General features: G+C 38.3%; 12 protein-coding genes. 5 read left to right on the top strand and 7 right to left on the bottom strand.

Annotated features, from left to right (window positions below):
* Positions 1-57: 57 nt before the first annotated feature.
* Positions 58-1,323 carry an MFS transporter gene (locus H0U71_06710; protein ID MBA2654741.1) on the bottom strand — a complete coding sequence of 422 codons (1,266 nt, stop codon included), beginning with the start codon at positions 1,321-1,323 and terminating at the stop codon, positions 58-60.
* Between the two features lie 161 nt (positions 1,324-1,484).
* Between H0U71_06710 and H0U71_06705 the strand changes: the two genes are divergently transcribed.
* Positions 1,485-2,360: an SDR family oxidoreductase gene (locus tag H0U71_06705; GenBank protein MBA2654740.1), complete on the top strand. Its 876-nt coding sequence runs from the start codon at positions 1,485-1,487 to the stop codon at positions 2,358-2,360.
* Positions 2,353-5,745 carry a PAS domain S-box protein gene (locus H0U71_06700; GenBank protein ID MBA2654739.1) on the top strand — a complete coding sequence of 1,131 codons (3,393 nt, stop codon included), beginning with the start codon at positions 2,353-2,355 and terminating at the stop codon, positions 5,743-5,745. Before H0U71_06705 ends, H0U71_06700 begins: the two co-directional genes overlap by 8 nt.
* A gap of 51 nt (positions 5,746-5,796) precedes the next feature.
* On the opposite strand, the gene H0U71_06695 is transcribed toward H0U71_06700, so the two are convergent.
* From H0U71_06695 to H0U71_06675, 5 genes are all read right to left on the bottom strand, one after another.
* A complete protein-coding gene (locus tag H0U71_06695; GenBank protein ID MBA2654738.1) occupies positions 5,797-6,096 on the bottom strand; it encodes a hypothetical protein in 300 nt (99 codons plus the stop codon).
* A gap of 1 nt (position 6,097) precedes the next feature.
* The gene (locus tag H0U71_06690) at positions 6,098-6,469 is read right to left on the bottom strand and encodes a phage holin family protein (GenBank protein MBA2654737.1); all 372 of its coding nucleotides are present in this window, start codon (positions 6,467-6,469) and stop codon (positions 6,098-6,100) included.
* A 14-nt stretch (positions 6,470-6,483) separates the two neighbouring features.
* On the bottom strand, positions 6,484-6,717 hold the full coding sequence (locus H0U71_06685; GenBank protein MBA2654736.1) for a hypothetical protein: 234 nt from the start codon (positions 6,715-6,717) through the stop codon (positions 6,484-6,486).
* 153 nt (positions 6,718-6,870) lie between these two features.
* Positions 6,871-7,080, bottom strand: a complete 210-nt coding sequence (locus tag H0U71_06680; GenBank protein ID MBA2654735.1) for a DUF3775 domain-containing protein — start codon at positions 7,078-7,080, stop codon at positions 6,871-6,873.
* On the bottom strand, positions 7,043-7,825 hold the full coding sequence (locus H0U71_06675; protein ID MBA2654734.1) for a DUF3298 domain-containing protein: 783 nt from the start codon (positions 7,823-7,825) through the stop codon (positions 7,043-7,045). The genes H0U71_06680 and H0U71_06675 overlap by 38 nt, the downstream gene beginning before the upstream one ends.
* A 597-nt stretch (positions 7,826-8,422) precedes the next feature.
* Here H0U71_06675 and H0U71_06670 point away from each other — a divergent pair.
* From H0U71_06670 to H0U71_06660, 3 genes are all read left to right on the top strand, one after another.
* Positions 8,423-8,968 carry an HdeD family acid-resistance protein gene (locus H0U71_06670; protein ID MBA2654733.1) on the top strand — a complete coding sequence of 182 codons (546 nt, stop codon included), beginning with the start codon at positions 8,423-8,425 and terminating at the stop codon, positions 8,966-8,968.
* A gap of 48 nt (positions 8,969-9,016) precedes the next feature.
* Positions 9,017-9,757: an amino acid ABC transporter substrate-binding protein gene (locus H0U71_06665; protein ID MBA2654732.1), complete on the top strand. Its 741-nt coding sequence runs from the start codon at positions 9,017-9,019 to the stop codon at positions 9,755-9,757.
* Positions 9,758-9,999: 242 nt separating this feature from the next.
* Positions 10,000-16,473, top strand: coding sequence for a hypothetical protein (locus tag H0U71_06660; protein MBA2654731.1), 6,474 nt, complete (start codon positions 10,000-10,002; stop codon positions 16,471-16,473).
* 68 nt (positions 16,474-16,541) lie between these two features.
* Here the strand turns inward: H0U71_06660 and H0U71_06655 are convergent, their stop codons facing one another.
* Positions 16,542-17,423 (bottom strand): methyltransferase domain-containing protein, encoded by an 882-nt coding sequence (locus tag H0U71_06655; GenBank protein ID MBA2654730.1) that lies wholly within the window; start codon positions 17,421-17,423, stop codon positions 16,542-16,544.
* Positions 17,424-17,439: the final 16 nt, after the last annotated feature.

Below are 17,439 nucleotides of genomic sequence, written 5' to 3'. Positions count from 1 at the left end.
AATAAATAATATTAAATATAGGATAGTTTTCGTGTAAATGATAGAAAAAATTGTATTTTAGTGGCCCGTAATTGGATTATATACCCTTGATTTATCGCCGGGATCTTTGAATAAAAACATCAGCATTGCGCTGGCGGCTAACCCTGAAATTGATATATAAAGAGGCACATTGACGCCAAGAGTTGAGAGAAGTCCTAGCATTAAGCTATTAATACCAAAGGTCAATGCCATAATAGCCCCGGTTATACCCATCACCCACCCTTGAGCAGTGTCACTCACCTGATTTGAGAATATGGTTAGAATGAGCGCATAAGCGACTGATAATAATGCTGCAATAGGAATAATACTCCACCAGGCATAAAGAGGGCGTTCTGCCATAACCGTTATAAGAATTCCTACAGAACCCAAAAATAAGGTGACAATGACGGTTGCTCGTAGGTTAAAACGTTTGGCGCAAAAATTGGCTAAAAATCCATTTCCTATGCCAAAGCCTACACCCATAAAAGCCATAAATAACGTGATATGGAAGGCGTCAAAGTTATATTTCTTTAATAGATACATCGAGATAAAAGTGTAAAAACTACTCCAACCAAAAACCATAATAAGGAATATTAACGAAAGCACTCGTATTTTTTCATGACGGAATGCGGCGATAAAAATTTCAATTGCTCGATGTAATTTGATTTTAACATTTTGGGTTTTAGTGAAGGTTTCTATAAATAGAAATTGTAGGAAAAGGGCATTTAATAGAGAAATACCCGCGGCGAAAAAGAAGGGTAATGAAAAATTAAACCAGGGCTGGATAGACTTATCCGATAAAACACCCCCTAATAAGGGTCCAAAAATGAAACCTAAAGACAAGGCTAAAAGTATATAACTGATGTTGCGTGTTTTATGTTGAGGTTCGCTTATATCAATAATTGCTGCTTGGGCGATCGGTTGGCTTCCAGAGGTAAAGCCGGCCACTATTCTTCCCAGAATAAGCAGTACAATGCTATTTCCCATTATGCCGACTGCTGAAATTAAATAGCCTAATGTTGCTCCGATCAAGCAGATCATAAGAGATTTTTTTCGCCCTATATTATCGGATAAGTCGCCTAAAAATGGGGCACCGAAAAACCAGCTAAGCATAAAACTCGCTACAATTGCTCCAAAAATAAAGTTTCGAGCTGACTCGGAATATGACAAAGCAATAAAATGGCTAGAAGGATCCACTATTAAATTATTTAATATAGGGAAGACTAAGCCAAGACCCATGCCATCAATAAACAGTATTAACAGTAATGGAGCGGCAGCAATGAAAAAATTATTTTTGCTAGACATGTTACCTCTGGTAGTAATCTGGCGATAAGAATGAATGGTCAGTTAGACAAGGCTAATCATAGCTTTTTTTTAAAAAGACCTCTAGACGAATATCCTTTTTTCATACCAACTGCCCTCTGCTATACTAGATAGCTTAATTGTTATTAACCAAGGATGCGCTGATGACAATCCTCGATAAACTCTCCAAAAGAATTGCAAAAACTAAGCACACCCAAAAGAGGCAGCCCGGTTTGCAAAGTCAAATGCAGCCAAAGCCTAAAACAAATGATAAAACGTATTTAGGGTCAAATAAATTAAAAGATAAGGTCGCTATTATTACCGGTGGAGACAGTGGCATAGGTCGCGCAGTGGCGGTTTTTTTTGCCAGAGAGGGTGCCGATATCGTAGTGCCTTACTTGAATGAGCATAAGGATGCTGAAAAAACCAAAGAATTAGTCGAACAGGAGGGACGCTCTTGTCTGCTGATTTCTGGAGACTTGGCTAATGAGAAATTTTGTCATCGAGTGATTGCTAAAAGTATACGTCACTTTAAACAGATTAATATCCTGGTAAATAATGCTGCGGAACAACATCCACATAAAAATTTCGCTGATATATCATCAAAAAAATTGAAAGAGACCTTCCAAACAAATGTGTTTGCCTATTTTTTTATGACCCAAGCGGCGCTGCCTTATTTGAAAAAAGGCTCTACTATTATTAATACCACATCAGTGACTGCTTACAGGGGCAGTGATCACTTGGTTGATTATTCGGCGACTAAGGGCGCTATAGTTTCTTTCACTCGTTCTTTATCTTTGTCGCTGATAAAGAAAGGAATACGTGTCAATGCAGTTGCTCCTGGACCTATATGGACACCGTTAATTCCTGCTACCTTTAGTAAGGCTCATATCAAAAAATTTGGTCAAGATGTTCCCATTGGCAGGCCAGGGCAACCTGAAGAAATAGCGCCTTCTTATGTGTTTCTTGCCAGTGATGATTCCAGTTATATGTCAGGGCAAGTGCTTCATCCAAATGGGGGTGAGATCATTAATGGATAATAAATTCCAAACGTTTGGATACTGGCAACATATTATTATCGTCCTGATTGGAGCGCTCTTGCTGGCTCTGGGTTTAGCTGTAATGATTGCTTGGGTTTATAAGATTGTTCCTATTATCCAAGTAACCGAAAAATCCGTTCCAATTATGTTCAATAGTGGTCTGTGTTTTTTTATTACAGGGATTGCATTTTTAGTTTACGGAATGACGTTTAGATTTAAAAAAATGTTTACTAAGCTAATGGCGAGCATATTATTAATTATCGCCAGTCTTACTTTAATTGAATACATATTTAATATTAATCTAGAAATAGATCAGTTGTTTGTTAATGACTGGTTTTATAATTATGGCCCTCATCTGGGTAGGATGAGCGGTTTAACATCAACTATTTTCATGTTAGCAGCAATTGTTTTTTTCCTCTCTGATACCAAAAGTACGATAGCAGCTGCAACCCAAAAAGGGGCTATCTATTTGATATTTTTAATCTGCAGTTTGAGTGTTATCGGCTACGCTCTCGACGTTGAACATTTTTTAAATTTATATTCCTACACACGTATGCCAATACAAACTTCTATGGGCGGACTGATTCTAAGCCTAGGGTTATTTCAAATGCATAACCTCCAATTTCCCTCAAGTGATATAAAGGAAAGTGCGCCTAATCGAGTTACCTTACGGGCTGCCTTGATTTTAATCACTATTGCTTTAATTTCAGGATTTGTAGGTTTTAGTATGTTGGGCACACAGTACGCAAAATTAGCTGAATCAGCATTGGCAGAATCTCGCGATAATAAAATAAATTTATTCTTGACTGAAGTAGAACGTCCGATCAAGGAGTTGTTGGCGCTAACCAGTCACCAGTCTTTTTTGAATACATTCTCGAAATCACAAGAAAAAACTATTGGCCAAGCATTAATGAGTGAGGGCTTTACGGGGTATAAAGTATACCGGAAAAATAAACTGGTAGAATCTGCAGGCACTTTTGTAATACCTAAAATTGTCATTCCTATTAAGTTGGAATTACCTGCAAAGCTAATTTGGAACAAAGGTTTATTTGTTGACCTCGAATATTCGATTAACAAAAGCAATGAAGTGAATACCATTGTGGTAGAGTGGCCGCTAAAAATTGCAGGCATCTTGTTAAATTCACGTTTGGGAAATACAGGTGAAATAAGAATATGCACCAAACTTAATCCTCAATCAGCAAAATGTCTTCCTTCCGCATTTAATAGCAATCCGATCACTTCTCTGCACATTAACAAAACAGCGATACCCATGGAGTATGCGCTGCAGGGCAATAAAGGGGTTATAGAAGCAGTTGATTACAGGGCAGCACATGTTTTGGGAGCATATGGCCCTATTGGAAATACTGGATTAGGCATCGTTGCTAAAATCAATTCTTCGGAATTATTTCTGCCTATTCGTCAAAAACTGTATGCCGTGTTACCCGTGATTTTGTCAATGATATTAATAGGGCTCAGTCTCATTTATTGGCGGATTAAACCTTTAGTAAAAGCGTTATTAGATTCGAATCATCTGGTTGAATTGAGTAATAAGCATCTGCAAAACAGTGAAGTTAAATTCAGAACAGTTATTGAGAACGTAAGTGATGGTCTGATCACAATTAATGATAAAGGGGTTGTGGAATCACTCAATCCGGCTGCAGCTAAAATTTTTGGGTACAAGGAAAATGAAGTCATCGATAGAAATATTACGATGCTTATGCCCCCCGAATTCCGCGATAAGCATTTACATGGTCTCCATAGATTTCTCACTACCGGTGAAGCGCATGTGGTGGGTAAAGGGGCAGTAGAATTGAAAGGGCTGCATAAAAATCAATCAATTTTTCCTTTAGAGCTTTCTATAAGTGAATTCAAAATAAATGATGAACGGTTTTTTTCTGGAATTATAAGAGATATTACTGACCGCAAACGTATTGACTTAATGAAAAATGAATTCATATCAGTGGTCAGCCACGAATTACGCACCCCGCTAACATCGATAAAAGGTTCGCTCGGTCTTTTACTAGGGGGTGTTGTAGGTGAGCTTTCAGCAGAGGCTCGCAAATTGCTCGTCATAGCAGAAAATAATTGTAGCCGCTTAGTGCGACTCATTAATGACATTCTGGATATAGAAAAAATTGAGTCCGGAAAAATGGAATTCACATTAAAGCCCGTTGCAATTAAATCAATAATTGAAGATTCCTTACATGCTACCAAACCATTTGCCGACAAATTCGACGTTAAGCTACATGCGATTAACAATGATAGTGATATTCTGGTTAACGGGGACCCTGATAAATTATTACAGGTTATGACTAATTTGATTTCAAATGCGGTTAAGTTTTCACCCCCCCACAGTGAGGTGATTATAAAAACGGAGCTCGATAGCGATAAAGCGCGTGTAGAAGTGTGGGATCAAGGTAGCGGCATCCCGGAAAATTTCAAAAAAACAATTTTCCAAAAATTTGCTCAAGCCGATTCCTCCACGGTACGGATACATGAAGGGACTGGTCTGGGATTGAGTATCAGTAAGGCAATTATCGAAAAAATGGGGGGCCGAATAGGTTTTGAATCTAATAATGGGCAAGGTGCTAAATTTTATTTTGAATTACCCCTTATTTCAAGTCTTCTACACCCAGCGTCTTTACCTCGCATTGAAAATACCATTTTACTTTGTGCCAATGATAAAAATATCATTGCGAATCTTAAGCAGTTAATGGGGGATCACCAACTCAAAGCTAAGGTGGCAACGAATATTGATATAGTTAAGAACGTACTTTCACGAGATAATATCAGTGCAATAATTATTGATCTTAAGATGTCTAACAGCTTCGAATTCATTAGCGAAATCAAAAATTTAAAAATGGGAGTAAAAATCCCCATTATCGTTATTGCTCTGGATGATAAAGCGACTAATCAAGTTCAAGGAAATAGCTTTGTCATTATTGATTGGCTAACTAAGCCCCTGAGTAGGGAGCGTATCACTCAAGCATTCAACAATCTTTTAGAGTATCTTAACAAGCAAAATCCCATGATATTGCACGTTGAAGATGATCCTGATATAGCTTTAATTCTCAGTAAAATGTTGGGAGATGGCTCTAATTTGACCTCTGTAGAGACTCTCGCAAAGGCAAAAGAAAAGCTTGCTACGATGACCTTTGATCTGGTCATCCTGGACATAATGCTGCCAGATGGTTATGGATTTGAGTTACTGTCGGAATTAAGCGAGCGTAAAATTCCTGTCATCATTTTTTCTGCTTATGACCTCCCTGAAAATTATTATGAATATGTAGCTGACCATCTTGTTAAGTCTAAAACGACTAACCAACAGTTGATAAATGTCGTTAAAGAAGCGATTGAGCCTCAGCATAAAAGAGAATCTTTGTAAAAACATCAGGTCATGCCAACTTATATCAGCATGACGGATGTATAAATCAAATTAATGATGCGTGGTATTTTTACTTTTGCTTCTGCTTCTTTTGGTCGTAGAGGAGTGTGGGATTAAATCCAGCATTTGTTTAACGGTAGCTGCCATTGTGTAGGCTTTTAGCGCTCCTTTGATGAGCTTAAACTTTTTAGGTAATAATAAAAATCCTAGCACTAATCCCCCAATGGTGGAAAGTTTCATGCGCGAGGAGGTAAGGCGCCGCTTGGCTGATCGATAATCTTGACCAAGATGCTGCTTTTTTAATTCAATTTCGTCTTTACGTGCTTCTATTTTCTGGTGTAATTGTTTCATTTTACTCTCTCATCATTTCTAATTGTTTACGAGTCTCTTTAAAGTGTAGGTTATTCGAGATCCTCACGATATAGAGTCCGATTGCTATAGCGATAATGAGATTAATAGCAGACAGAATGAGTAGCCCCACTATTAAGCTTAGATGGAAAGTCATTATCCATGTTAACAAAGCTCCTAATAAGCTAAACCAGCTTGATAAGAGTAGCAATGTAGCCACAATTGCTAAGATGATAATGATCGCTAAACTTCTGCCTGCTAATTGAACCTCAAGCGCAAATAGCTTAAAAATATCTCGCACTACACCGAGCGAATATTTCCAGATGTGTTCTACTGAAGTCAGTAGACGCGTATGTTCAAAATTATTATCGTTCATTCACGCTTCCGAAACTATCGCTTCATTAAAAGGGCCAAAACCACACCTGCAGCAGCAGCTATGCCAAGTGCACGAAAGGGCTTGTCTTTGACGTATTCAGTTACTAATGTTTTAGCATCTTCACTACGTTCTTTAAATTCTTCAATGGTATCACGTAGAATATCGCCACCAAAATGCGTTTCGCCATTGTGTTCACTTTCCCGGCGGCTTTTTTGAGAATGTTGGGTATGTTGATTTTGACTAGCCATGTGAAATCCTCCTGTTGATTTTTAATAGCAAAAGGCTCGCAGCCTTTTTGCAATTATCAGTATAGTCTATACCCATTACACTTCAAGATGAGATTTTTAAAAGGCAACTTGCGTCGAATTTATAGGTTACATCCTGAGAAAATTGATGATCTTCTATTCGTTACAGTGTTGACCAAATTGATCGAGAGCCTCTTCCAGAAAATCGGCAAGTAACGGCTTGGTGAGTAAATATTCAGCAGTTTGGTGATTCCATACTCGCTGAGCCTCTTCATAAGCAGCATCCCATTCTGCTTTCTCGAAATCCCTGGCGAAAACCTTTTTAGAATTATTTCGTTGAGCTTGTTTTTCGTTCCTTAATTTCACAATCCTTATTCTTAATACATTTTGATAATGCAGTTTTGTCTTCCATAAGTTGCGTCACCTGCGTGTAAGGAATAGTCACTTCTTGCGGCCCAAATACATAAGCTGCAACTTGATACTCATTAAAAGTGAATCTGATGCCCTCTGGCGTAAGGTTCCATACACTATAATTTTTAGTGGTGGGCGCTAACCCCTCTTTAAATATTTCAGCTGGACCATTGGCATCTTTATCTAATTTCTTTTTTATAAGGGGTTCGGATATTTTTGAAAGGAGTTGTAGATAAGGGGCATTAGGTTTAAATAAATCAGCTAAAGATAGCTCCTTACCATTATCAAGATCATAATTAATCGATGTATAGATATGGGAGGAGTGGGCTGCTCCCATCATATATTTATTCACGCTGTATCTCAGACTAATCATTTCCCTGGGATCTAACGTTGCAAGGTCATAGGTGATAGTCAACGTACTAGGAATTGCCTTCATTTGTGGTGAATATTGATTTTCATCCCAGTTTTTAAAAGATTTTTTGAAGTCAGTGATTTGTTTCTGAGCCCATTCTTTAGCCACACTATTGAATTGTCGTTCATTTTTTGTCGCAGGCGCATTAATTTGCGGATAGCTAATTTGAATGTGGTATTTTGGTTGTTTTTGATCCAAGGAAATTGTTTTTGTGTAAAAATTTAAGGAAGAATTCGCGAGCAATGTGGAGGTAAAACACGTTGCAATAAGTACTAAAATTTTTTTCATATGCTTTCCTTTCTTAATATAAGATTAAATGTAAATGTTCAGCCCAAATAGGAAGGTTGTTGCCAGTTCTAACGTTTGCTGGGGAAACTTACGATTAAACAAACAATGCTTGTTAAATAAAAACTTCAAAAGTAAACCCATTTTACTTGATATTGAAGCGATAGGCATTAGATCTTTGTCTGTGTCTAAAGATTATGACCGGGGATGTGGAAATGTTCCAGGAGTGAATGCGTAATATCAGTGTATTAAGGAGGAGAAATACCCGAGGTATTTCTCCAACATTAGGTGATGTGATTTATTACCGTTGTTTAAAAGGTTGTTCTTTCCCTTTTTCTTTTCTTTCATCACTTTTTGGGTTGATGCGTTGTTGCTTTTTGTCTTGTTCACCTTTATCTCTTGACATTTTATTTCCTCCGCAATTTTAAAAAGGAGACTAATACGCTTAGTCACTTTAAGGTTAGTACAGTGAAACTTCATTGCCATCTGCGAATTTATATATTATTGATTGAAGATAGTTATTTTTTGTAATGAATTAAATTGTTGGCTACATTTTGCTATATTTTATAAAAGACAATTAAAAGGTAAAAGGGGCAAGATATGAATACAGTAGGTAGTTTGAAGGTAAAGAATTGGGGGCTTTGGCTGGTATTTGGCATAATTTTAATGCTATTAGGTTTCTTTTTACTCGCTTCTCCAATAGTCGCCAGTATTGCATCAGTCGTCGTTTTCGGAGGGTTATTGATTGCGGCTGGAGTGGTACACGCTATCACAGCGCTTGTGGAAAAAAATTCTGAACATCGTTGGATACATCTAGTGATTGCTGCTTTCACATTGGTGATTGGGTTTCTCATATTGGCAAGTCCGGCTGTCACCTTAGCCACCTTAACAATATTAATTGCGGCATTTTTATTAAGCAGTGGTCTGTTTAATATAATAGGAGGGCTCGTTTATCGTTTCAAAGGCTGGGGATGGTACATATTAAACGGGGTAATTGGTATACTGCTTGGGGTTTTGATTTTGATACACTGGCCTACTGCGAGTCTGTGGGTGATAGGTTTGTTTTTAGGTATTGATTTTTTGTTTGCTGGGTTGTCTCTCATTATGATTGCTCTATTCGTAAAAAAGCGATCCCTGTTAGCTTAGATATTTGACGAGGCGGAGAAGTCCCTAATTTGGAACAAGGATGGACAAATGATTAAATTGATATTGAAAGTTCTCACGAGTATCAGCCTATGTGTGTTTACAGTGACGAGCCATGCCAATCCCATACGTTTTGGTGTCATTGATTTTTACCCCCCCTTTGTTTTCTCCTCGAAGTCGCAGCCCACATATGGGTTTGACATAGAAGTGGCTAAAGCACTCTGTCAGCAGCTCAAGACAGAATGTACTTTTACTTCAATGCCTCTTAATCAATTATTTTCATCCTTGGCGGCCAATCAAATAGATGCAATTATGGGGGCGATTTCGTTGACTCCTGAGCGCAAACTCGCATATGCCTTCACCCGGCCCTATCTTAGGAGCACCATGGATTATGTAACATTAACCAATACTAATTTGAATGTTGATAATCTCCAAGGCAAGCGGGTGGGAGTGGTAAAAGACAGTACCTTTTATAATTATTTGAGAAACAAATATGAAGGTGCCATCCAATTAGTGACCTATGGCACTAACCAAGAAGTAGTAACGGCATTGTCTAATAATGAGGTTGATATTATCTTATTGGATAGTCCCGCTGCTAATTATTGGATAAAATACAGTGCTGGGGTCTTAAAAAGCGTTGGCACTCCAACTTTTCTGCCTTTTGATGAAGGTTACGCGATCCTTCTTAAAAAAGATAATACCGCTTTGACGGGGGCACTAAATCAGGCACTGAATACTATTATTCAAAACGGGACTTTTGCGAAGATTAAGAGCTCCTACTTTTCAAATTAATTCCCTCTAGGCCTACTTCCTTGCCCCTATCGGCATCCATAGGCTGGATGCTTTGCAATGGAGCCAAATTAAAAGGTTCTCTTGATAGCCAGTTCGCTGTCAAGGGAGCGTTATTGCGGATTTTTCGGCTACCCAGCATCCTGAGCTCAGCAAATTGGTGATCTGAGTAGTCCCACTTAATAAATCGTTAATTATAAACAGATAGAATTGTTTAACTGTCAATTTTTTCTAAGAGATTAAATATGCTTAAAAATTCCGAATTCCAGAATATATTTAGTAAGTTTACGAATCTTACCCCCGAGGAGCAGGTGAACTGGGCCAGCAAATTCTCTATGCTCAGCTCTCAATATAGATTACTAATACGACCGCTGCGCAACGCCCCTATTGGTGCTATAACTAACCGCAATTTAGAAGCTATTTATAATTTTCTGGACATCAAAAAAAACGCCCCCCAAAGCCCTGCGCATAGTGAGCTAGCCACTATCTTTCAAGAGCAAGCTTTAGCTCTTTTTGCATCAGAGGCACGTGCCACCCTCTATAAAGATAATGCGGAAACATTTAGCTCAGTTTACACAGCGATTATTATGGGAGCGAATAGAGACGTTATCCTCTATATCCTTTCTCAACAAATTCCTCTGGAACCCACTTATCTGGAAAGTAAAGAAGCTATTCTTTTGTTAAATAAAATCATAATAATTAATTCCAATAATACGGAAGAGGTTGTTAAATTTTTAAATAATTTGGATGGCCAATTTCATACCCCAGAGGGTTTGCGATTTTTAAATTGTTTTGGTGCAAAAGATTTAGTGGGCCAAGATGTAGCAAAATTTAAGCGATTGTTTGAATCTCCAATCAGCTTTGAGGGTGAACCTACCCGGAAGATTGCGCCTTTGCTTCTGAAATTAGATCAAAAATACTATACTACAAAAATGGCTAGTCTGATTATAGCTATAAATGAGACATATCCAATTACCCCTGTGTATATTAAAGCTTTGAATACATTATCTCCCCACATTGATTATGTGGATTTAACTTTGGTACCTTTTCTCCGTCAGATTCCCTTTAATGAAAAATCGGCACCTCAATCTTTTTCTTGGTTGTCAGAGGAGGGCGTTACAATACTCAGCACATTGAGTAGCCGAATTTTTTCAACTGCGGAAGGCTTTAAATTTCTGAGTCGTTTAAAATGTGCTATGTCTGCAGAGCAGGTCGTTGTTTTTAACGACTTTGCTAAAACTGCCGCGGGGGTAAATTACTTAGTAAAGCAGAAAGATAATCTCGCTCCTATTATGAGCCTTGAGCCGTTTATATCAGAAATAGAGGCTTTGCTAAAACTAAGAAAAATCATTGAGCGCAATAAACCCTCTGAGAAAAAGGAGAGGCATCCTGACTCAGAAAAATGGATTGAGAAACTCGCAAAAGAATTAGTAACAAAATATAGTAAGCAATTACTAGAGTTGACGGAAAAACCGCAAAAGGATGATAAGAATAAAGCAAAATTGTCACCTAAAGAAGAAGCTAAACAAAAAGAAGAAACGGCCAGACAAGAAGCGGAAAGCATACAGAAAAAAAGCAAAGTGTTTGCAGAAACTCTCGTAAATATGAGGACTAAAATTGCGGGAAAGCTATATAAAAAAATGGAAGACGCTTATAAGTTCGAAGTGATTATGTCTCAAGATTCTGAGGACGAGGCTTCGATTTTAGTAGAAAACCGCATGACATTAACCGACCTAAATAAAGTGCTATGTTTTGTAATCGATGGAGCAGGTATTAATATAGTAACCCTAGAAAGTGCAAGACTGGGATATTCTAAAGCTATTCAACTCCCCTTGTCAGAGGAAAATTTTGACATCCAGGCACTGAACAATTTATTTTTCCCCCAATTAGGTAGTGCGGATAGACTAGTAATCCTTGAGCAGATGTTAGATTCTCATACTATCATACCGGAGTTTCTTTTAGGGGATGATGAGTTAGTATTACAAATAGACCCGCGTTACCTTTCAACTCCAAGTATGTTGGCTTATTTGCGTAGATACGCGGCATGTAATCCTGTAGATGCAATAGAGGTGGAGGCACTCAATGCTGTTGCAGACAGCTTATTTGAAAAGTTTAAGCAACATGAGAGTATCCTCGATTTCATTAATAAATCGCCAGATAGATTTTTCAACAAAAAAGTGTTTACGCCACTCGATTTTTCTAAAATGCCCTCCGCATTACTAGAAAAACCTGATGCTAGTAGTGTGATGACGGAGATTTTTGCAGAGGATCATACGTTAATATTTAAAATAGACCCGCGTTACCTTTCAGCTTCAAGTATGTTGGCTTATTTGCTTAGATACGCGGCATGTAATCCTGTAGATGCAACAGAGGTGGAGGCACTCAATGCTGTTGCAGACAGCTTATTTGAAAAGTTTAAGCAACATGAGAGTATCCTCGATTTCATTGATAAATCGCCCGATAGATTTTTCAACAAAAAAGTGTTTACGCCACTCGATTTTTCTCAAATGCCCTCCGTATTAGTCGAAAATCCTGATGCTAGTAGTGAGGTGTCGGAAATTTTTGCAGGGGATGCAGCGTTAATATTTGAAATAGACCCGCGTTACCTTTCAACTCCAAGTATGTTGGCTTATTTGCGTAGATACGCGGCATGTAATTCCGTAGCTGCAACCGATGTCGAGGCTCTTAATGCTGCTGCGGGCAGCTTATTTGAAAAGTTTAATCAACATGAAAATATCCTCGATTTCATCAATAAATCGCCAGATAGATTTTTCAACAAAGAAGTGGTTACGCCACTCAATTTTTCTCAAATGCCCTCCGTATTAGTCGAAAATCCTGATGCTAGTAGTGAGGTGTCGGAAATTTTTGCAGGGGATGCAGCGTTAATATTTAAAATAGACCCGCGTTACCTTTCAACTTCAAGTATGTTGGCTTATTTGCGTAGATACGCGACATGTAATCCTGTAGCTGCAACCGATGTCGAGGCTTTTAATGCTGCTGCGGGCAGCTTATTTGAAAAGTTTAATCAACATGAAAATATCCTCGATTTCATTGATAAATCGCCAGATAGATTTTTCAACAAAGAAGTGTTTACGCCACTCGATTTTTCTCAAATGCCCTCCGTATTAGTCGAAAATCCTGATGCTAGTAGTGAGGTGTCGGAAATTTTTGCAGGGGATGCAGCGTTAATATTTAAAATAGACCCGCGTTACCTTTCAACTCCAAGTATGTTGGCTTATTTGCGTAGATACGCGGCATGTAATTCCGTAGCTGCAACCGATGTCGAGGCTCTTAATGAGGCTGCTGACAATTTATTTAATAATTTAGGGCAACATGCTAATATCATCCGTTTCATTCAAAAATTACCGGATAGATATTTCAACAAAGAAGCGTTTAAGCCACTCGAGTTTGCTACAATGCCCCCAGCATTACTAGAAAACCCTGAAGCTAGCTTGAAATTTTTTGAGAATTTTCTTATAGAACCAATTCACTTTACTAAAGGGTTAACCTCTATGGTTGATAAAGAGGATATAGATAGGACAATAGATTATATAAAAACTAATGTCCAAAAATCTCGCTCGCCTCTAATCACTGGCTCAACAATTTTATTCAATCTTGAGAAATTTAATGCTTTAGGCTCCGCGGGTAGAGCTCAATATGAAAATTTAAAAAAATTGTCACATACTTTTATTTGGTCCTCCGCTGATCTCAAGAATTTAAGTGAGCAGGAACGAAGTGACTATACAGCCCAGTTATTAGCGCTATATAAGTCAATGTGTCTTGATGAGACGCAAGAATACAATTCTGAGAGTTTCACATCATTACGTAGCCATGTGAAAAATATTTTGATGGTTGAAAAAGAGCTCTCAGAGTCATTCGTAACCCTTAAAAAGAGAGTTTCGGATAACGTCACTGAGTTTCTGGGGAATCTCGATGGATTCGAAACAAAATGGTTCAAAAGTGATAATAGTAAGTTAGCCTTACCTGAGTTAAAAGCGGTTAGCAAAGAAGTGGTTGATCTCACTTCTTTCAAATTGTTGAAAGTTTGCGGAGAACAGACAAAAAACATCGAAAGTGATAGCAACTTAAGTAACCGCGTAGCTATGTTTAGAAAGGCCGCCACAGCAATAGTTGAAGATTTTATCAAGCAAGTAAACAAGTTGGATGATGGTAAGTTTGTGGATGAGGGTCAGTTTAAGAATATCTTACTGGATGATCAACTCCATAGCATTTTGTTCTACCCTACGAATAACCCGGCGCCCTACTCTTCCATTCTGAAACATAAGCGGCTAGCTCCCCTCTTTTTTGAAATTTTAATAAAATATCGCCCCAATGAATTTGAAAACCACCAAGACATCCAAGCCGCCCATAAGAGTCATTTAAATTCACTAAAAACTAATCCACCACAACGTGGCTTTAGAGGTCGCATCCTTGCATATAACCCAAAATCTGGCACCTCAACAATTAGCGCACAACTTAATGCCACCACAAACAACAACCCTCATCCCTTAACATCGACTCCTGAAGGGCTTAAGGAGGAAAGTATCCCGAGTAAGTCTCAAAATTCCAATGGGAATAGTAATGGATCTCACTATGGGGGGAATCATCCCTTTAATACAAAAGGACCAGTACTAAAAAGAATACAAAGTAAGAAAACTCGATACCAGTTGCAAAACGTGGATTTAATTGCAGGTTTGAAGTGGATTGAAAATTATAAGCCAGTGGAAATAAGTAAATATAGGATCCTGCCGGTGGGGACGTTAGACCAAGAAATGTTGGCTATGAGTAAGGAAACTTCAAAAGAGCAAGTCGGGAAGATTTGTTGTGGCATAATGAACCTACATAATCATTGGCTGACCATATTTTTGTTTACTCCTGCCCAGAAGGGGGCAAAAACTCAACTACTTATAATTGACCCACAGTATTATGGGGAAGGGGAGGAAGGTACCAAAGAACCTGAAATCCGTGGGTTAGAGGAAAGATTGGCAAAATCAAATGCCGATTTGGAGATTTTACCTTCACCTATCGAAATTACTCAACAGTTCAATGGGTCTGATTGTGGATTCGACGGTTTACAAATGATATTAGATTTAGTCATAAAGGAACTGGTGACAATAAAGGAAGAAACAACTCAAGATAATCAGATAACTGAAAAAATAGATTTCCATTCAGAGCGATTGACCTTGAATGGCGAGGGAGGAAATAACGGGGCGGGTTATTTTAACCACGAGATGGAATTCGTTGAACTAATGGATAAAACTAGAAATAAATGGGAAAAACGTTTAAGCAAAATTAAACAGATTGATGAACCTATATTCGGCGGCTCGGTTTTGACTGACTATGATTTCAATACGAATCAACAGGTTCAAAAATTAAAGGAAAGTTTAATCGCGCAAAAGTCTATAATACAAATCCGGTTTGAAGAGAAGAGCTTAAAGTCTCATGTTAGTACATGTATTTCTAACGAGACTCAGGAAAATAAGGGGCATGAAATTTTTAGAACAGTCATCGAACTGTTTATTGAGAGAGATATTGAATGCCAAAATTTCAAGAAAGATTTCACTGAACTTACCATATTAAGTAGCAAATATCCCAGTGAAGCAATACAAGGTTGTTCTTTAGATGCGCTTAGGGAACAACTTTATAAATCCATTTCAAAGCGAGATCTAATTGAAGAGTATAGTTATCAACGTTGTGCTATCTTTATTGAGGGATTTAAGGAATTTGTAAAAGAAAGAGCAGACCCCAACAACCAAAATGGTAATACGGAAGCAGAGATTGATCATTATTATACGGAATATTGTGACCTGAATGGTGATAACAACTGGATACATTTTGTAGATAAGCAGCTGAATAAAAATCACTATCTGGAGGTGATAGCTCCGCACTTTTACACAAGCCAGGTGATGGAATGGAAGCGTGACCCAGAGAAAGAAAATAACGAAAATAAAGAAGCTAGCGGGATCCTACTGATTCCCTCCAATAAAACTTCAAGTACGACTAGACGAGTTTCGATGACGCCTGCCGACGGAGCCTTGCCTAAGCTCATCCCCCCAACATCCTCGGGCGAACAATCCCGGCCACCTCTTCTCATCAATACCGGCTCGCCGATATTCTCACAAAAACCTTATCCCAGGCCATCACTAAAAGCATCAAAAAAATTGATCACCAACCTTGAATCCCTGATAGTCACTCTAAGGAAAGAGACCACCATGAACAATAACAAAGTAGGACTATTTTGGTCTTTGGGACTTGAATCCGATACGAAAAAACTCCTGAATCGATGTGAAAAATGGCTATTATGGTGTAAATCAAATCCTGAAAAGGAATTATTGCTAAGACAGCAATGGTATATTTTCCACTCACTCTATGGCGAAGTGTGTAAAGATTTTCAAAAGAATGCCTCCTCTTTTAAGAAGAATCCTGGCAGCTATAAAGGATGCTATGGAAGTACACTTGCAATTCAGCTTGCCACGCTCATAGGTATGAATGACGAAAAACAAAAAGAGTATAATACTGCTACATTAATAGAAAAAAGCGTTATCCCTAGAGATAAACCGAAGTGCAGGGAGATGAAGACCAAACCAGGTTATGAATTCTTGTTAAATGAGGTGAACACATGGCTGGTGCGTGAGAAATCAGCGTTAAATATTATTAAGATAGTCGATCTTTCAACCATTCGCGCAACTATTCCAATTGGCCATCCATCATTTTTTTGAAAGAATTATTGTAGTTTGAATATCGAAGACCGAATCCAAGCTACAATAATTTGCGTTACAGTTTAGCTTTAGGTAGAGAAATTAGTTATTTTTTCTGCTACAAAAACACAATATTTTACATTGCCATCATTGAAGGCGTCTCGCATAATGCTGACGCTATTTACGAATCGCCATGCTCTCAACCCTCCAATTTTGATTATCCTCAATAATGACAATGCTTGCAAAAGCGAGGTGCCCACTTCCCAGCTTTCCTTTACCTGGTGTGACCAATCTAAATTGTGATGAATTTTAAAACCCTGCGCCAACAGTAATTCTGTGTAATGAGTACTGGTAGGCATATAGGGCAAATCGAATGCAATGCAGAGTTTGCGATAGCGTTTAGCTAATTGTTCGCTGTATTCTTCTTGGTCTGAACACCAAGTGGCTAACATCAGTTTGCCTCCTAGTTTTAGCTTTCGTTCCACTTGTTTTATAAATTGTTGCTTGTCGAAAAACTGCTCGCAACTTTCTAACGACCATGCTATGTCAAAGGTGTTGTCTTTAAAGCTAGCCAAGGATAAAGCATCTTCAATTTTGAAGTTTACATTTTTTACATTCTGCTGATCTGCCGCTCGTTGTGCTATTGATACCTGTTTTTGACTTAAAGTGATGCCGCTGACGTTGGCGTTAAAATTTTTTGCTAGGTAAAAAGCGCTGCTGCCCATGCCGCAACCAACATCTAAAATCTGGGCCTTGGGTTGAATGTCGAGTAACTGGGCGAGCTTGACCATGAGTTTTTCTTGTGCCTCGAGTGGAGTGCTCTTCGTCTCATCATAAAACCCATGGTGAATATGAGGTCCCCAAATTTTTTGCCACCCTAAGGAAACATTGTCCCAGAAACTAGACACCAGATGCATAGCTTTGATTTTATCCTTATATATAGGCAGATTAGTTTTAATGTTCGTAACCACAATAGCTCTCCTTGTT

This window comes from Gammaproteobacteria bacterium (assembly GCA_013697705.1).
Classification (GTDB): Bacteria; Pseudomonadota; Gammaproteobacteria; order UBA6002; family UBA6002; genus UBA6002.
This window is presented reverse-complemented; position numbering and strand designations above follow the sequence as displayed.